This window comes from Flavobacterium sp. ABG (assembly GCF_001027725.1).
GTDB classification, from domain to species: Bacteria; Bacteroidota; Bacteroidia; order Flavobacteriales; family Flavobacteriaceae; genus Flavobacterium; species Flavobacterium cupriresistens.
Genome location: NZ_LEKS01000003.1, coordinates 355,673 through 372,551, shown reverse-complemented (window position 1 = coordinate 372,551; position 16,879 = coordinate 355,673). Strand labels below are relative to the sequence as shown.

The following is a 16,879-nucleotide window of genomic DNA, read 5'->3' as shown; positions in this document are numbered from 1 at the left end:
TAAAATTATTCATTACCAATCTAAAATCTAAACTTCTGATCTATTTAGCTTCTTTGACGTACAGCCTCATATAAGAATGCTCCACAGGCAACAGAAACATTTAAAGAGCCAATTGTTCCAAACATTGGAAGTTTTGCTTTTTCATCTACAATTTTAAGTACAGACGGGTTTATTCCGCGATCTTCAGATCCCATTATTATTGCAACAGGTTCGTTTAAAGATAAATCATAAATAGTTTGCTCTGTTTTTTCAGTAGCGGCAACGGTTTTGATTCCTGAACCTTGTAAATAAAAGATCGCATCTTTAATATGTTCAACTTTACAGATAGGCACATTAAAAACGGCCCCGGCTGATGTTTTAACAGTATCTCCATTCACAGGAGCAGATCCTGCTTTCTGAACGATGATTCCGTTTACACCTGTACATTCAGCAGTACGAATAATAGCGCCAAAATTTCTTGCATCTGAAATCTGATCCAGTATAAGAAATAAAGGTTTAGTACCTGACTCGATTGTTGATTCAACCAAATGCTCTAAATCGATAAAACCAATAGGGGAGATTGTTGCTACAGCACCCTGGTGATTGTTCGGTGTTAGTCGGTTTAGTTTTTCTACAGGAACATAGGAAAAATTTATGTTGGCGCGTTTCATCACCTTCATCAAATCTTTCATTAGCTCACCGGAAATCTCTTTTTGGATGAATACTTTATCTACTTCTTTACCTGCCTGAATTGCTTCTATAATGGCTCTAATTCCAAATATTTGATGTTCTTTTTCCATAGGGCAAATATAGGGATAATGTTTATATAAAAAAAAACCACTCTGAATGAACAGAGTGGTTTAGTATATTTATTTGAGAATAAAATTAGAATTTATCCCAGAATAATTTTGTTGTCAATAAATCTCCACCGATTGCTGTAGATGCAGCTTTCCAGTTTGAGCTATTTACTTGTTGTTCAAGAACAGGATAAGCCATTCTCACAGGAACTTTACCACCTGCATTGATAATAGCAGTAGTTGGAGCTGTTAAAACAGGGAAATCTAATCTTCTCCAGAAGTTCCAAGAAGTGATTGCCTGATTAAACATAGCTACCCATGCTTGCTCACCAATTGATTTTTTCCAATTAGCTGCGTCATATGGTTTTGTTGCAAGATAAGCTGTAGCTTGTGCCGGAGTACCACCCCATTCTACGATAGATGCAGTTACAGCTGTAGTATAAGCTGTTGCAGCTGCTGCTGGAGTCCAACGAGCATTAGCTTCAGCAATATAAAAAGCAACTTCTGTGTAGTTTAATAAAATACCAGGAGTAGTAGCTGTATATGCAAATTCACCAATATGAGAGAAATCTCCAAACTCACCACCTTGACCAATTACTTGACCAACGTAAGTTCCACCAGTTATTGGATCATAATAATGGCTTATTCTTGGGTCATTAGTTGTATTCATGTAATCAACTAATGTTTTACCTGCGAAGTAATCATCTCTACCGCTTGCTGATAAGTTTTCAAACAAAGGGCTGTAATTTGGTGAATCCGGTAGGTAGTTTAATTGACAGTTATCAGCAGGAGATGTCATTACTCCGGCAGCAATAGCTGCTGTCGCAGTAGTTTGTGCTAAAGTTGGGTTTGCATCTGCGATTCCTATTGCAAGTTTTAATTTCAATGAGTTAGCAAATACACGCCATTTTGCAATATTTCCATTGTAGTACTTATCACCTGAATCAAAGCTTCCAAAACCTGTAGCAGTGTTGTCTAAATTAGTTAAGTCAGCGTTAACTCTTGCAATTAAATCTTGATAAATAGTAGCAGCATCATCATATGCTGGTAATGGATAGGCAACAAGATTTGCAGCCTGAGTATAAGGAACATTACCAAAAGTATCTACTAAAAGTTGATACGTATAAACCTGCATTAGGTCAATAATAGCCAATTGGTTTTTTTGGTTTTTTGGCCATCCTGCTAACTCAGTTGGAGTTGGCGCATAGCTCTTGATAATTTCTTTAGCTTTACCTAAATTGTTTAGGACGTTTACATAATTATCTGAGTAGATTTGGTTAGAAACATTTCTGTTTGTAAAGTCGTAATTACTTTCATTTACATAGGTTGTTTCCTGCCAGTACTGCATAGTCAGTCTAAAGTTATTTTCGTTTACACTTGGAGTATTAACGTAATCACTTAGTTCCTTTTGTGCGTAATTAATTAACGATCCCGGTACAGTGGTGTATGCACTGTTTGGGTCTGTATTTATGTCCTCATTAACACAAGCTGTCATCGACAGACCAATGGTTAATATTGCTATGATTTTTTTCATTTCCATTTTTTTTAAAAATTAACTTTGACATTAAAAGAAATATTTCTTGTTGTCGGCATAGGTCCTGATTGGTATCCTTGCGTGTTACCTGATGATAATCCAGCTTCTGGATCAGCATATGGTAAGCTTTTGTCAATTATCCAAAGATTGTTACCTATTAAGCTAAATGAAGCTCCTTTTATAGATTTTCCTATTATACTTTCTGGAAGATTATAAGTAAAAACAACTTCTCTTAATTTTACAAATCCGGCGTCATAAATAAATGCTGCAGCTGGAGGATCTGTACCTAAAACTTGACTAGATTGAGATTTGTCTAATCTTGTTGTGTTTGTAATGTATTGCGGTTGGTTACCTCCTGGTGTGTAAGCTGGGTTAGCCATTACACCCTTTAAGATTTCACCACCACCATTGGCTAATGTATTTCTTATTGGGTTTCCTAAGTCATTATTTCCAACTGAATTAGCATAAATACCAGTTCCGTATCCATAATATTGATCAAGAGAGAATATCTCTCCACCTTTCTTGATGTCAATTAAGAAGCTGAAAGAAAGATTTTTGTAAGTGAATTTGTTGTTGATACCACCAGTCCAATCAGCTTGGTAGGTTCCTAGTTTGTTGTCAGTTGTAGTAGAAACTACATAAGCACCATTGTCTCCGATAATTCTGTTTCCAGCATCATCCAGTACATAAGTTGTTCCCCAAATTTGACCGTAATCTTGGTTAAGAGGAGCATTGATACTGATACCACCTTGTAGTGAGTTGATGTTGATGTTTTCGATACCAGGAGCTAGTTTTGTAACTTTAGTATTTGGATTTGACCAGTTAATGTTTACATCCCAAGAAAAGTTGTCTGTTTTAAAAGGTGTAGCGTTAAGGGTAACCTCAAATCCTTTAGTTGTCAATGTACCAGCGTTAACTGTGTTAAATGGTGATCCAGTAGCTGTTGATACAGGAAGTGGTAAAATTTGATCGTATGCTTTGTTTTGGAACCAAGCAACATCAAATCCAAGTCTGTTTTTTGCAAATTGCATGTTTAAACCTAACTCGACATTGTCTAATTGTTGTGGTTTTAAGTTTGCATTTTTCTTAGTAGTGTTGAAAGAGTAAACCGGTGTTCCAAATGGATTTCTTGCAGTATAAGTGTCCAATAATTGGTTAGGGTCAGTATCAGAACCTACTTGAGCATAAGCTGCTCTGAATTTACCAAAATTGATGAATTCAACATCTTTTAACCAGTTTGAGAAAACAACACTTCCTGATACTGCAGAGTACCAATATGCATTGTTGTCTTGAGGTAATGCAGATGACTCATCTCTTCTTACAGAACCTTCAAAGTAGTAAGTTCCTTTGTATCCTAATGTTGCCTGTGCAAATAAACCAAGTACTTCTTTTCTTGTGTCTATAATTCTAGGTAAAGCAGGAGCTGACATTGAGTTAGAGATAGTATACAGTCCTGGGATGTATAATCCTCCTGATGTCATTTGTTGGTTGATAAATCTACTTTGTACGTTGTAGTTTGTTCCTAAAACCACGTTAAGATTTAATTCTTCAGCTAGGTCTTTTTTGTAAGTAGCTAAGAAATCATAGTTTTGCTCGCTGAAATCGTAGATGTCCAAAGCATAACCAGATGGTTGAACAGGTAAATTTTGACCGTTTGAATTTGATCCAAGAGTTGCAGGAATTGAACCAACAGCTATTCTGTCTTCAGTTCTCATTGTGAAACCATCAGTACCCATTCTACCGGTAAAGCTTAAGCTTTTAGATACATCATAAGTTATACTTGCATTAGCTGCAAATCTCTTTCTGCTGTCGTTGTTGTAATTTTGGTATCTTGTGAAATAAGGGTTGTCCCAATATTGAGGTGCGATATCTGCCGCACTCTTAATGTTCCACGTGTAGTTTTGGTGGCTTAATTCATAAAGATCTTTTTGTTCTTTTAAGTCAACGTTTGTTGCCCACCATTGTCTGAAACCAGCCATGTTGTTTCCACCGTAACCAGTAGTATTTCTGTTTCTAGTGTTTTGAGATACGTAAGTAGCGTTAAAAGTTGAACTTAATTTATCGTTAAACTTGTAAGTAGCACTTGCGTTAAAGTTATTCTTGCTTAATAAGGCATTTGGTAAGATGTCATTGCTGTTTGTGTTAGCATAAGTTAATCTGTAAGTCGCCTTTTCAGTTCCACCGTTTAATGAGATGTTGTTGATAGTTGATGTAGCAGTTTCGAAAAATTCGATAGGACCATTTTTTGCAGCTTCCCATGGAGTTCTTTGTCCATTTGTTGCTGAACCAGGAATAAAAGCAGCATATTGCCAAACTGGTGAACCATCAAATTTTGGTCCGTAAGAGGCATCATGTCCGGTTATAGATCTTGGTTGTCCATTATAGCTTGAAAATCTTTGTCCTAGATATCCTTGTCCGTATTCACTTTGATATTCAGGGAAAGTTTTTTTGTCTACAGTAGACATAGTGTAAGACGATGAAAATTCTACAGCTAAATCAGTTCTTGCTTTTCCTTTTTTAGTAGTAATGATAATCGCTCCATTTTGTGCTCTAGATCCGTAAAGAGCTGTTGCAGCTGCACCTTTCAGTACGTTTATATCTGCAATGTTATTTGGGTTGATATCTGAAGCAGCGTTACCATAATCGTAACCACCTCTACCACTTTTTTGATCAGCACTGTTTACGTTACTGTTCAAAATTGGCACCCCATCAACTACGAATAAAGCCTGGTTGTCTCCCAAAAGTGATTTGAAACCTCTAAGAACTACGTTTGTAGATCCACCGAAGTTAGTACCATTGGTTACGTTAAGACCAGCAACTTTTCCTGATAAGTTGTTTACGAAGTTTCCTGTAGGAACTGTTGATACTTGCTCAGCAGTTACTTGTTGTGCAGAGTATCCAAGAGATTTTTTCTCTCTTTTAATACCTAAAGCTGTTGTTACAACAACTGCTTCAAGTTCGTTTGCATCTGCGCCTAATTTTACATTAAGTGAGGATGAGCTTGCTGCTACTTCCTGAGTTTTCATCCCAATGTAGCTGAATACCAAAACTTGGCTTGTTGATGCTTTGATAGAGAATTTACCATCAAAATCAGTTTGTGTTCCAGATTTTGTTCCTTTGATCAATACACTTACCCCTGGAAGAGGCATTCCTGTATTGTCAGAAACCATTCCTGAAACAACTCTTTCTTGCGCGAAAGTTAGTTGCGCCACTAGTACTAGCAATAGCACTAAGAATCCATTGAACTTTAGTTTCATTTTTAAATATTTTGAATTAGTATCGCAAAACTCTTAATAATTTGTTAACTTTCCTAATAAATAAAAATCTTTTTTTGATAAACGCTAAAATTTAACATTATAACATATGTTTATGATACTGTTATATAATTGCATTTCCTGAATATTCTCGCCTCCGTTCGTTAGTGTAATTTTTAATAAGCCGTTTTTGGTTTGTATCGCAGTTCCAATTCCGATTCCTATTAATTTTTTGATTTCGCTTTTGTTTGAGGTGTTGGTTAAGTCTTGGTATAAGCCATAATCGACGATAGAATTTAGATATAAGTTTTTAGAGACGATATATCTGTATTCTGTAAGAATTAACGAATTGAAATTGGCTTGTAAACTGTTTTCTAAAAAACCTCTGATGGAATTAATTCCGCCAAAACGATATAGTTCATTCGAAATATAACTTTTGCTTTTTAAATAGAAATTCTGTGAATTAATACTAATAAAATTCTTTTCATTTAGTTCAAAATTGTAGGAAATGTCCAGATTGATGAAAAATTGTTTACTTGATCCTGCGGTATCCGGATCATTGTTTGTGTCTCTTTTTCCATAGCCAATTATGAAGTTTGCAGAAGCTTTTTTAGGGAAGAGATTGTTGATAGGGTCTATTTTTTTGTACTCAAAAGTTGCGGTAGTGTAGGAGTTGTTGTAGTCGCTAATAGTAGAATTGTTTGTGTTTTGAATATCGCTTGATTCGGTAGATTGATAGCCCAGATATATTTTGGAATTGTAGTTGATGTAGTAACCTAAATCAATTGCTGTTTTTGTGTTTTGAAAGGTGCTGTCTTGCTTAAATATGTTGAGTTGCGCTTTTATTCCCAATGAAGTTTTGAAAATGTATGGGATTTCTAGTTTTGTGTTAAAAGTTTTTTGCTGGTTTCCATCGCTCTTCCAGTACAAGGAGAATTTTTCCCCGGAATGAAGAATGTTTTGCAAGGTAACATCGAGGTATCCGTTAAGGTTGATTTTTTTGTTTTCGTCATTAGAGAAACCTATGTATCCGTCAAAAGTGTTTGCTTTTCTTTTCTCTATGTAGGTGTAGATTTTGGTTGAATCGTTGGTGAATAATATTTCAGGATATTTTGTTTGGGTTATGAATTCAAAGCGGTTTATATCGTCGTATAATTCTTTTGTTATTTCCTGATTAAAAGTTTTGTTGATGTATTTTTTATTGAGTTGTTTTAAGTGTCCTTTTGGAAAAAAATCTTTTCCATCACTGTTTGTGTAATTAAGAATAATTGAATTTAGGACACGTTTTTTTTCGGATTTAAAGTTTAAGTCGGCGTAAATTATTGAATTCTTTCGGGTGATATTTTCAAGTTTTATCTTGCTTAATGCGTAACCAAGCTTTTCGGCCTCAATTGTTTTTTGGTTCAGATAGTTTTCTATCTCAACATAGGGGATGACGATAGTGTCGTTTTGGTTTTTTGATGTTTTGAAAAAAGAATTATTTCTACCTATATATATACGGGCCTGTTTTATTCTGTTTTTAAGATTTATGACCGATATATAAGTGCTGTCGTTTAGTTTGCTGGTTTCTAATGTTTTGTTGTCCGGGTATCCTTTTTTAGAAAGCTTTTTTGAGGTGCTGTTGATTTCTTCAAACAATGATTTTATGTTGTTGTGTTTTGTTGTGTAATTTAGCGAATCGATAGTTTTGTTTTCAATTTGATTGGTTCCATTTATTTTTAAATAAAAATTTTGGGCATGGCAGCTAAGTCCAAAAATGAAAATCAATATGTTTAGAAGCTGTTTCAAGTGTTAAATTAAGTTTAATAATTGTATTGCAAATATCTATTGTTTGTTTGTAAAATCATAAGTATAAATAATGTTATTGAAAATTAATGAATTAACGTTTGTATAGTGAAAAATATTTTATACATTTGCAACCCCGTAAAAAGCGGGAATTTAATATACATAATAAATTTTTAGTATTAATTATGCCAACAATTCAACAATTAGTAAGAACAGGAAGAACTCAGATAACTAAGAAGAGTAAATCGGTTGCTTTAGATTCTTGTCCTCAAAGAAGAGGGGTTTGTACGCGTGTTTACACTACTACACCAAAAAAACCAAACTCTGCAATGCGTAAAGTTGCGCGTGTACGTTTGACAAATGGTAATGAGGTGAATGCTTACATCCCTGGAGAAGGACACAATTTACAAGAGCACTCGATAGTATTAGTTAGAGGTGGAAGGGTAAAAGATTTACCAGGTGTTAGATATCATATCGTTCGTGGAGCGCTTGACACGTCAGGAGTTGCAGGAAGAACGCAAAGAAGATCTAAGTACGGTGCTAAACGCCCAAAAGAAGCAAAAAAGTAATTTAAAACGTTAAGAGTTGGAGGTTAGGAGTTAAGGGTTTGAAATTAAAGCGTAAGCTAAAATGGATGACACATAACATTTAACGGATAACCTATAACTTTTTATTAAAAAAAAGACATGAGAAAAAGAGCGGCAAAGAAAAGACCACTTTTACCAGATCCAAGGTTTAATGACCAATTGGTAACGCGTTTTGTGAACAACTTAATGTGGGATGGTAAGAAATCTACAGCTTTCAAAGTATTTTATGATGCAATTGACATCATTGAGTCTAAAAAGCAAGATTCAGAAAAATCTTCATTAGAAATTTGGAAAGATGCTTTAACAAACGTTATGCCTCACGTAGAAGTACGTAGTCGTAGAGTTGGTGGAGCTACATTTCAAATTCCAATGCAAATTAGACCAGACAGAAAAATTTCTATGGCAATGAAGTGGTTAATACTTTATTCAAGAAGAAGAAATGAAAAATCTATGGCACAACGTTTAGCATCAGAATGTTTAGCTGCTGCTAAAGAAGAAGGTGCTGCTGTTAAGAAAAGAATGGATACTCACAAAATGGCAGAAGCTAATAAAGCTTTCTCTCACTTTAGATTTTAATTCGTAAAGAAATGGCTAGAGATTTAAAATATACAAGAAATATCGGAATTGCTGCTCACATTGATGCTGGTAAAACAACAACAACTGAGCGTATTCTTTTTTATACTGGAAAGTCACACAAAATTGGTGAAGTACACGATGGTGCTGCAACAATGGACTGGATGGCTCAAGAGCAAGAAAGAGGTATTACAATTACTTCAGCAGCTACAACTTGTGAGTGGAATTTTCCAACTGAGCAAGGTAAAACGTTGCCTGAAACATTGCCTTACCACTTTAATATTATTGATACTCCTGGACACGTTGATTTTACTGTAGAGGTAAACCGTTCTTTACGTGTACTTGATGGTTTAGTATTCTTGTTTAGTGCTGTTGATGGTGTTGAGCCTCAATCAGAAACTAACTGGAGACTTGCTGATCAATATAGAGTTCCACGTATGGGGTTTGTTAATAAAATGGACCGTCAAGGATCTAACTTTTTGGCAGTTTGTCAACAAGTTCGTGATATGTTGAAATCTAATGCTGTTGCGATCACTTTACCTATTGGTGAAGAAAATGATTTTAAAGGTGTTGTTGATTTAGTAAAAAACCAAGCAATCGTTTGGCATGATGCTACTCAAGGAGCTACTTTTGATATTGTGCCTATCCCTGAGGATATGGTTGCAGAAGTAAAAGAATACAGATCAATTCTTATCGAGGCAGTTGCTGATTACGATGAGAACTTGTTGGAGAAATTCATGGAAGATGAAAACTCTATTACTGAAGAAGAAATTAATGTTGCTTTAAGAGCTGCTACAATTGACATGGCTATCATTCCTATGATTGCTGGTTCTTCTTTCAAAAATAAAGGTGTTCAGTTCATGTTAGATGCAGTATGTAAATATTTGCCATCTCCAATGGATAAAGAAGGTATCGAAGGAATTCACCCTGATGATGCTGAATTATTAGAAGAAGATCAAGTTAAAATTTTACGTAAGCCAGATGTTAAAGAGCCATTCGCAGCTTTAGCATTTAAAATTGCTACTGACCCATTCGTAGGTCGTTTAGCTTTCTTCCGTGCTTATTCTGGTCGTTTGGACGCAGGTTCTTACGTTTTGAATACACGTTCTGGTAGTAAAGAAAGAATTTCTCGTATTTACCAAATGCACGCTAACAAACAAAATCCAATCGAATATATTGAGGCTGGAGATATTGGAGCTGCTGTTGGATTTAAAGATATTAAAACTGGAGATACATTGTGTGATGAAAAACACCCAATTATTCTTGAGTCTATGAAATTCCCTGCACCGGTAATTGGTATTGCTATTGAGCCTAAAACAAAAGCTGACGTAGATAAAATGGGTATGGCTTTAGCTAAATTAGCTGAAGAGGATCCAACGTTTACAGTTAGAACTGATGAGGCTTCTGGTCAAACAATTATCTCAGGTATGGGTGAGCTTCACTTAGATATCTTAGTAGATCGTATGAAACGTGAATTTAAAGTTGAAGTGAACCAAGGTGAGCCTCAAGTTGAATATAAAGAAGCGTTTACAAGAACTGCAACACACAGAGAAACTTACAAGAAACAATCTGGAGGTCGTGGTAAATTTGGTGATATCGTATTTACACTTGAGCCTGCTGATGAAGTTGATGGTAAAGTTCCAAAAGGATTACAGTTTATTAATGCTGTAAAAGGTGGTAACGTTCCTAAGGAATATATTCCATCTGTAGAAAAAGGTTTCCGTGAAGCTATGAAAACTGGTCCTTTGGCTGGTTATCAAGTGGATAGTTTGAAAGTAACTTTGACAGACGGATCTTTCCACCCTGTCGATTCTGATGCACTTTCTTTTGAGTTAGCTGCTAGAATGGGTTATAGAGAAGTAGCTAAAGCTGCTGGTGCAATTGTTCTTGAGCCAATCATGAAAATGGAAGTTATTACTCCTGAAGAAAACATGGGAGATATCGTAGGTGATATCAACCGTCGTAGAGGTCAGGTTAATGACATGGGTGACAGAAATGGTGCTAAAACTATTAAAGCTGATGTGCCATTATCAGAGATGTTTGGATATGTTACTACATTGAGAACATTATCTTCTGGTAGAGCTACTTCAACAATGGAGTTTTCTCACTATGCAGAAACGCCTTCTAATATTTCAGAAGCGGTAATTAAAAAAGCAAAAGGTAACGCTTAATTCTTAAGAAAATGAGTCAAAAAATCAGAATAAAACTAAAATCTTACGATCACATGTTGGTAGATAAATCTGCTGAAAAGATCGTAAAAACAGTAAAAACTACTGGAGCGGTTGTAACAGGTCCAATCCCGTTGCCAACTCACAAAAAACTTTTCACTGTATTGCGTTCTCCGCACGTTAACAAAAAAGCGAGAGAGCAATTCGAAGTAATGTCGTACAAAAGATTGATCGATATTTATTCGTCTTCGTCTAAAACAATTGATGCTTTAATGAAACTTGAATTGCCAAGTGGGGTTGAAGTAGAGATCAAAGTATAATTTTTTATTATATTTTATAAATAAAAAGCGGAACAGAAATGTTCCGCTTTTTTTATGCTTTTAAGTTTTTTCTTCCGGGTTAATTGTTGTGCTTTATTTTTGTAAAAATAATGTTTGTTTTTGCGAAAGGTCTTTATTTTAGGCTGTTGGCAACGTTTTTTATTTTTAATTATGATGTAATTGTTAAGTATTTTGTTGTTTTTGGTTAAGGAAAATATTTTTATTTTTTCTATAATTATGCGGTAGATGAAGTTTGATTTCGGGCTTGGATTTTGATTATGAGCGATTTAATTTTTGTAACTGTTTGGTATATTCAATTTTAATAGCTACTTTTGCACTCCCTGTTTGGAAATTTCTGTTATTTTCAAATTGAAGGGAATTTTAGTAATTAATAATTAATATTTATGTCTGGGTTAATTGGTAAAAAAATCGGCATGACTAGTATTTTCGACGAAAACGGGAAAAACATTCCTTGTACAGTAATCGAGGCTGGGCCGTGTGTTGTTACCCAAGTCAGAACCAAAGGTGTTGACGGGTACGAAGCGTTGCAACTTGGTTTCGATGACAAAAACGAGAAACATTCTACTAAAGCGGCTTTAGGTCACTTTAAAAAAGCTGGAACTGTTGCTAAGAAAAAAGTCGTTGAATTCCAAGATTTCGCAACTGAACAAAAATTAGGAGATCTTATTGATGTTTCTATTTTTGCTGAAGGAGAATTTGTAGATGTACAAGGTGTATCTAAAGGTAAAGGTTTTCAAGGTGTTGTAAAACGTCACGGTTTTGGTGGTGTTGGTCAAGCAACTCATGGTCAACATAACCGTTTAAGAGCGCCAGGTTCTGTGGGAGCTTCTTCTTATCCATCTAGAGTATTCAAAGGAATGCGTATGGCTGGAAGAATGGGAGGAGATAATGTAAAAGTACAAAACCTTAGAGTTTTAAAAGTAGTGGCTGAAAAGAACCTACTTGTTATTAAAGGATGTGTTCCTGGACATAAAAACTCTTATGTAATCATTCAGAAGTAATGGAAGTAAAAGTATTAGATTTCAACGGAAAAGATACTGGAAGAAAAGTTCAACTTTCTGATTCAGTATTCGCAATTGAACCAAACAATCACGCTGTATATCTTGATGTTAAGCAATATCTTGCTAATCAAAGACAAGGTACTCATAAGGCTAAAGAAAGAGCTGAAGTTACTGGTAGTACACGTAAGATTAAAAAACAAAAAGGAACTGGTACAGCTCGTGCGGGTAGTATCAAAAATCCATTGTTTAAAGGTGGTGGAACAATTTTTGGACCAAGACCAAGAAGTTATTCATTTAAATTGAATAAAAGCTTGAAGAGATTGGCTAGAAAATCAGCTTTCTCAATCAAAGCAAAAGAGTCGAATATCATCGTTCTTGAAGACTTTAATTTTGAAACACCAAACACTAAAAATTTCATTAACGTTTTGAAAGCTTTAGGGTTAGAAGATAAAAAATCTTTATTTGTGTTGGGAGAGACGAATAAAAATGTATATTTGTCGTCACGCAATTTAAAGGCTTCAAATGTTGTAAAGAGCTCAGAATTAAGCACTTACGCTATTTTAAACACTAATAATTTAGTGCTTTTAGAAGGTTCTTTGGAGTTAATTGAAGAAAATTTAAGTAAATAATAGGAATATGAGCATCATAATTAGACCTATAGTAACAGAAAAAGTAACCAAAGAAAGTGAAGTTTTAAACCGCTTCGGATTCGTTGTTGACAAAAAAGCAAACAAAGTTCAAATTAAGAAAGCTATCGAAGCTGCTTATGGAGTAACTATTGTTAGTGTTAACACGATGAACGTTAGACCGGATAGAACTACAAAATACACTAAAAGTGGTTTGATCAGTGGAAAGACAAATGCAATTAAGAAAGCGATTGTTCAAGTACAAGAAGGAGAAACAATTGATTTTTACAACAATATCTAAGATAGAAAAATGTCAGTAAGAAAATTAAAACCTATTACCCCAGGTCAGCGATTTAGAGTTGTGAATGGTTATGACGCCATTACAACTGATAAGCCGGAACGCTCTTTGATAGCGCCGATAAAAAACTCTGGAGGTAGAAATAGTCAAGGAAAGATGACCATGCGTTATACGGGTGGTGGTCACAAGCAGAGATATCGTATTATTGATTTCAAAAGAACTAAAGACGGAATTCCGGCTACTGTGAAATCAATCGAATACGATCCAAATCGTACTGCATTTATCGCTTTATTAGCTTATGCTGATGGTGAGAAAACTTATGTTATTGCTCAAAACGGATTGAAAGTTGGTCAGAAATTAGTTTCTGGTCCAGAGTCTCAACCTGAAATTGGTAATACATTACCTTTAAGCAGAATTCCTTTAGGAACTGTAATCTCTTGTATTGAGTTACGTCCAGGTCAAGGAGCAGTAATTGCTCGTTCAGCTGGTACATTTGCTCAGTTAATGGCAAGAGATGGAAAATATGCTACAATTAAAATGCCATCTGGTGAAACAAGATTGATCTTGTTAACTTGTTCGGCTACTATTGGAGCTGTTTCTAATTCAGATCACCAATTAGTTGTATCAGGAAAAGCTGGTAGAACAAGATGGTTAGGAAGAAGACCTAGAACAAGACCTGTTGCAATGAACCCTGTTGATCACCCAATGGGTGGTGGAGAAGGACGTTCTTCTGGTGGACATCCACGTTCAAGAAATGGAATACCAGCAAAAGGTTATAGAACTCGTTCTAAGAAAAACCCGAGTAACAAGTATATCGTAGAACGTAGAAAGAAATAATAAGATATGGCACGTTCATTAAAAAAAGGACCTTTCGTTCATTATAAGTTAGACAAGAAAGTTCAAGAAAACATTGAAAGCGGAAAAAATGGAGTAGTAAAGACTTGGTCTAGAGCTTCCATGATTACTCCAGACTTTGTTGGACAAACTATCGCAGTTCATAACGGTCGTCAATTTGTACCAGTTTACGTAACAGAAAACATGGTAGGTCACAAATTAGGAGAGTTTTCACCAACTAGATCTTTTAGAGGTCATGCTGGAGCAAAAAATAAAGGTAAAAAATAAGAAGCAATGGGAGTTCGTAAAAGAGAAACAGCAGATGCGAGAAAAGAGGCTAATAAGTCTATTGCTTTCGCAAAATTGAATAACTGCCCTACTTCACCTAGAAAAATGCGCTTAGTAGCGGACTTGGTAAGAGGTCAGAAGGTAGAAAGAGCACTTAACATCTTAAGATTCAGTTCTAAAGAAGCTTCGAGAAAACTAGAAAAACTATTATTATCTGCAATCAACAACTGGGAGCAAAAAAATAGTGAAGGTAATTTAGAAGAGGCTGGATTATTTGTTAAAGAGATCAGAGTAGATGGTGGAATGATGTTGAAAAGACTTCGTCCAGCTCCACAAGGTCGCGCACACAGAATAAGAAAACGTTCTAACCACGTAACAATCGTGCTTGGAGCTATCAATAACACACAAAGCAATTCTTAAGCAGCATGGGACAAAAGACAAATCCAATTGGAAATAGACTTGGTATCATCAGAGGATGGGACTCAAACTGGTATGGTGGAAATGATTACGGTGATAAACTTGCCGAAGATCACAAAATCAGAAAGTATATCCATGCTCGTTTATCAAAAGCTAGTGTATCAAAAGTAATCATCGAGAGAACTTTAAAACTTGTAACCGTTACTATCACTACTGCTAGACCTGGTATCATTATCGGAAAAGGTGGACAAGAGGTAGACAAGTTAAAAGAAGAACTTAAGAAAGTTACTGACAAAGAGGTTCAAATCAACATCTTTGAAATCAAAAGACCTGAGTTAGATGCGTATCTTGTGGCTACAAGCATCGCTCGTCAAATCGAAAGCCGTATTTCTTACAGACGTGCAATCAAAATGGCTATTGCTGCTTCTATGCGTATGAACGCTGAAGGTATCAAAGTTTTGATTTCTGGTCGTTTGAATGGTGCTGAGATGGCACGTTCAGAAGGTTTTAAAGAAGGTAGAATTCCTCTATCAACTTTCAGAGCTGACATCGATTATGCACTTGCTGAAGCTCATACTACTTATGGTAGAATGGGAATCAAAGTGTGGATCATGAAAGGTGAAGTTTATGGAAAGAGAGATCTTTCTCCACTTGCAGGAATGGATAAAAAACAATCCGGAACTGGTGGTGGTAAAGGTGGCGATTCTCCAAGAGGAGACAGAAAGCCCTTTAATAAAGGTGGTAAACCAGACGCTCGTAAAAGAAAGTAAATTTTTAAACTAAAGAAAAATGTTACAGCCTAAAAGAACAAAATACCGTAAGGTACAAAAAGGTAAGATGAAAGGAAACTCTCAAAGAGGGCATGAACTTTCTAATGGAATGTTTGGTATTAAATCTGTACATGAAGATGGAATGTTCTTAACTTCTCGTCAAATCGAAGCTGCACGTATCGCTGCAACTCGTTTCATGAAGAGAGAGGGACAATTATGGATCAAAATATTTCCAGACAAACCTATAACTAAGAAGCCTCTTGAAGTACGTATGGGTAAAGGTAAAGGAGCAGTTGAGTATTGGGCTGCTGTTGTTAAACCAGGAAGAATTATGTTTGAAGTTGGAGGAGTTCCTTTGTCAGTTGCAAAAGAGGCGTTACGTCTTGCAGCTCAAAAGCTTCCAGTAAAAACTAAGTTCGTCGTTGCTAGAGATTTCGAAGCATAATTTATATTATATTATGAAACAATCAGAAATAAAAGATCTTTCTGCAGCGGAGTTGCAAGAAAAACTTAGTCAAACTAAGAAAACATATGCTGACCTAAAAATGGCTCACGCTATTTCTCCAATTGAGAACCCACTTCAAATTAGAAGTGTAAGAAGAACAGTTGCAAGATTGGCTACAGAGTTAACTAAAAGAGAGTTACAATAATTGTATTCTGCTGAAAGATGGAAGAAAAAAGAAATTTAAGAAAAGAAAGAATTGGTGTTGTCACTTCAAATAAGATGGATAAATCTATCGTTATTGCTGAAGTAAGAAGAGTAAAACACCCATTATACGGTAAGTTCGTGTTGAAAACTAAGAAATACGTTGCACACGACGAAACAAACGACTGTAACATTGGAGATACTGTAAGAATTAGCGAAACGCGTCCTTTAAGTAAATCAAAATGTTGGAGATTAGTTGAAATCTTAGAAAGAGCTAAATAATTATGGTACAACAAGAATCAAGACTAAAAGTAGCAGATAACACGGGAGCAAAAGAAGTTTTAACTATCCGTGTTTTAGGAGGTACCAAAAGAAGGTATGCCTCTGTTGGTGACAAGATTGTAGTTTCTATCAAAGATGCAACTCCAAACGGAAACGTGAAAAAAGGAGCTGTTTCAACTGCAGTTGTTGTACGTACCAAAAAAGAAGTGAGAAGAGCCGATGGTTCTTATATCCGTTTCGATGACAATGCATGTGTTCTTTTGAACGCTGCAGGGGAAATGAGAGGAACTCGTGTTTTTGGTCCGGTAGCAAGAGAACTTCGTGAAAAACAATTCATGAAAATTGTATCATTAGCACCAGAAGTGCTTTAATTCGTTTTAAGATGATAAAGCTAAAAATAAAAACAGGAGACATCGTAAGAGTAATTGCCGGAGACCATAAAGGTGCTGAAGGTAAAGTTGTACGTGTTTACCGTGAGAAAAATAAAGCGATAGTTGAAGGTGTAAACATGGTTTCGAAACATACAAAACCAAGTGCTAAAAACCCTCAAGGTGGTATCGTTAAGAAAGAAGCTTCTATACAAATATCTAACATTTCACTAATTGATCCTAAAACTAAGGAAACAACTAGAGTTGGTATTAGAGTAGAAGGAGATAAGAAAGTAAGATTTTCAAAAAAATCTAATCAAGTACTATAGTA

General features: G+C 35.5%; 20 protein-coding genes. 16 read left to right on the top strand and 4 right to left on the bottom strand.

Annotation, left to right across the window (positions count from 1 at the left end; all coding sequences use genetic code 11):
- Positions 1–44 precede the first annotated feature (44 nt).
- From rlmB to AB674_RS04850, 4 genes are all read right to left on the bottom strand, one after another.
- Complete coding sequence (gene rlmB / locus AB674_RS04865; protein WP_047774328.1) at positions 45–779, bottom strand: 23S rRNA (guanosine(2251)-2'-O)-methyltransferase RlmB; 735 nt, start codon at positions 777–779, stop codon at positions 45–47.
- Between the two features lie 85 nt (positions 780–864).
- Positions 865–2,310: a SusD/RagB family nutrient-binding outer membrane lipoprotein gene (locus AB674_RS04860; RefSeq protein WP_047774493.1), complete on the bottom strand. Its 1,446-nt coding sequence runs from the start codon at positions 2,308–2,310 to the stop codon at positions 865–867.
- 11 nt (positions 2,311–2,321) lie between these two features.
- Entirely contained in the window at positions 2,322–5,567 is a 3,246-nt protein-coding gene (locus AB674_RS04855) for a SusC/RagA family TonB-linked outer membrane protein (RefSeq protein ID WP_047774326.1), read from the bottom strand.
- 84 nt (positions 5,568–5,651) lie between these two features.
- Positions 5,652–7,352: a membrane protein gene (locus AB674_RS04850; RefSeq protein WP_047774325.1), complete on the bottom strand. Its 1,701-nt coding sequence runs from the start codon at positions 7,350–7,352 to the stop codon at positions 5,652–5,654.
- A gap of 182 nt (positions 7,353–7,534) precedes the next feature.
- Here AB674_RS04850 and rpsL point away from each other — a divergent pair, with 182 nt between their 5' ends.
- The 16 genes from rpsL (at position 7,535) to rplX (ending at position 16,877) form a co-directional block, all read left to right on the top strand.
- A complete protein-coding gene (rpsL, locus tag AB674_RS04845; RefSeq protein WP_007136570.1) occupies positions 7,535–7,918 on the top strand; it encodes a 30S ribosomal protein S12 in 384 nt (127 codons plus the stop codon).
- A gap of 117 nt (positions 7,919–8,035) precedes the next feature.
- Complete coding sequence (gene rpsG / locus AB674_RS04840) at positions 8,036–8,512, top strand: 30S ribosomal protein S7 (protein WP_007803600.1); 477 nt, start codon at positions 8,036–8,038, stop codon at positions 8,510–8,512.
- A gap of 11 nt (positions 8,513–8,523) precedes the next feature.
- Positions 8,524–10,680: an elongation factor G gene (fusA, locus tag AB674_RS04835; RefSeq protein ID WP_047774322.1), complete on the top strand. Its 2,157-nt coding sequence runs from the start codon at positions 8,524–8,526 to the stop codon at positions 10,678–10,680.
- 11 nt (positions 10,681–10,691) lie between these two features.
- Positions 10,692–10,997, top strand: coding sequence for a 30S ribosomal protein S10 (rpsJ, locus tag AB674_RS04830; protein WP_007803605.1), 306 nt, complete (start codon positions 10,692–10,694; stop codon positions 10,995–10,997).
- Positions 10,998–11,401: 404 nt separating this feature from the next.
- Complete coding sequence (rplC, locus tag AB674_RS04825; protein ID WP_007803612.1) at positions 11,402–12,019, top strand: 50S ribosomal protein L3; 618 nt, start codon at positions 11,402–11,404, stop codon at positions 12,017–12,019.
- Entirely contained in the window at positions 12,019–12,648 is a 630-nt protein-coding gene (rplD, locus tag AB674_RS04820) for a 50S ribosomal protein L4 (protein WP_047774320.1), read from the top strand. Before rplC ends, rplD begins: the two co-directional genes overlap by 1 nt.
- Before the next feature lie 7 nt (positions 12,649–12,655).
- Positions 12,656–12,946: a 50S ribosomal protein L23 gene (rplW, locus tag AB674_RS04815; RefSeq protein WP_007803621.1), complete on the top strand. Its 291-nt coding sequence runs from the start codon at positions 12,656–12,658 to the stop codon at positions 12,944–12,946.
- A 9-nt stretch (positions 12,947–12,955) separates the two neighbouring features.
- Positions 12,956–13,780, top strand: coding sequence for a 50S ribosomal protein L2 (rplB, locus tag AB674_RS04810; RefSeq protein ID WP_007803623.1), 825 nt, complete (start codon positions 12,956–12,958; stop codon positions 13,778–13,780).
- A gap of 6 nt (positions 13,781–13,786) precedes the next feature.
- Positions 13,787–14,065 carry a 30S ribosomal protein S19 gene (rpsS, locus tag AB674_RS04805; RefSeq protein WP_031456039.1) on the top strand — a complete coding sequence of 93 codons (279 nt, stop codon included), beginning with the start codon at positions 13,787–13,789 and terminating at the stop codon, positions 14,063–14,065.
- 6 nt (positions 14,066–14,071) lie between these two features.
- Positions 14,072–14,485: a 50S ribosomal protein L22 gene (gene rplV / locus AB674_RS04800; protein WP_007803631.1), complete on the top strand. Its 414-nt coding sequence runs from the start codon at positions 14,072–14,074 to the stop codon at positions 14,483–14,485.
- A 5-nt stretch (positions 14,486–14,490) separates the two neighbouring features.
- The gene (gene rpsC / locus AB674_RS04795; protein WP_007803635.1) at positions 14,491–15,252 is read left to right on the top strand and encodes a 30S ribosomal protein S3; all 762 of its coding nucleotides are present in this window, start codon (positions 14,491–14,493) and stop codon (positions 15,250–15,252) included.
- A gap of 19 nt (positions 15,253–15,271) precedes the next feature.
- Positions 15,272–15,697: a 50S ribosomal protein L16 gene (gene rplP / locus AB674_RS04790; protein ID WP_007803637.1), complete on the top strand. Its 426-nt coding sequence runs from the start codon at positions 15,272–15,274 to the stop codon at positions 15,695–15,697.
- 13 nt (positions 15,698–15,710) lie between these two features.
- Entirely contained in the window at positions 15,711–15,902 is a 192-nt protein-coding gene (gene rpmC, locus AB674_RS04785) for a 50S ribosomal protein L29 (protein ID WP_047774317.1), read from the top strand.
- Between the two features lie 17 nt (positions 15,903–15,919).
- Positions 15,920–16,180, top strand: a complete 261-nt coding sequence (rpsQ, locus tag AB674_RS04780; RefSeq protein WP_047774311.1) for a 30S ribosomal protein S17 — start codon at positions 15,920–15,922, stop codon at positions 16,178–16,180.
- Positions 16,181–16,182: 2 nt separating this feature from the next.
- Complete coding sequence (gene rplN / locus AB674_RS04775) at positions 16,183–16,551, top strand: 50S ribosomal protein L14 (protein ID WP_007803649.1); 369 nt, start codon at positions 16,183–16,185, stop codon at positions 16,549–16,551.
- 11 nt (positions 16,552–16,562) lie between these two features.
- Positions 16,563–16,877, top strand: a complete 315-nt coding sequence (gene rplX / locus AB674_RS04770; protein WP_047774310.1) for a 50S ribosomal protein L24 — start codon at positions 16,563–16,565, stop codon at positions 16,875–16,877.
- Positions 16,878–16,879 lie beyond the last annotated feature (2 nt).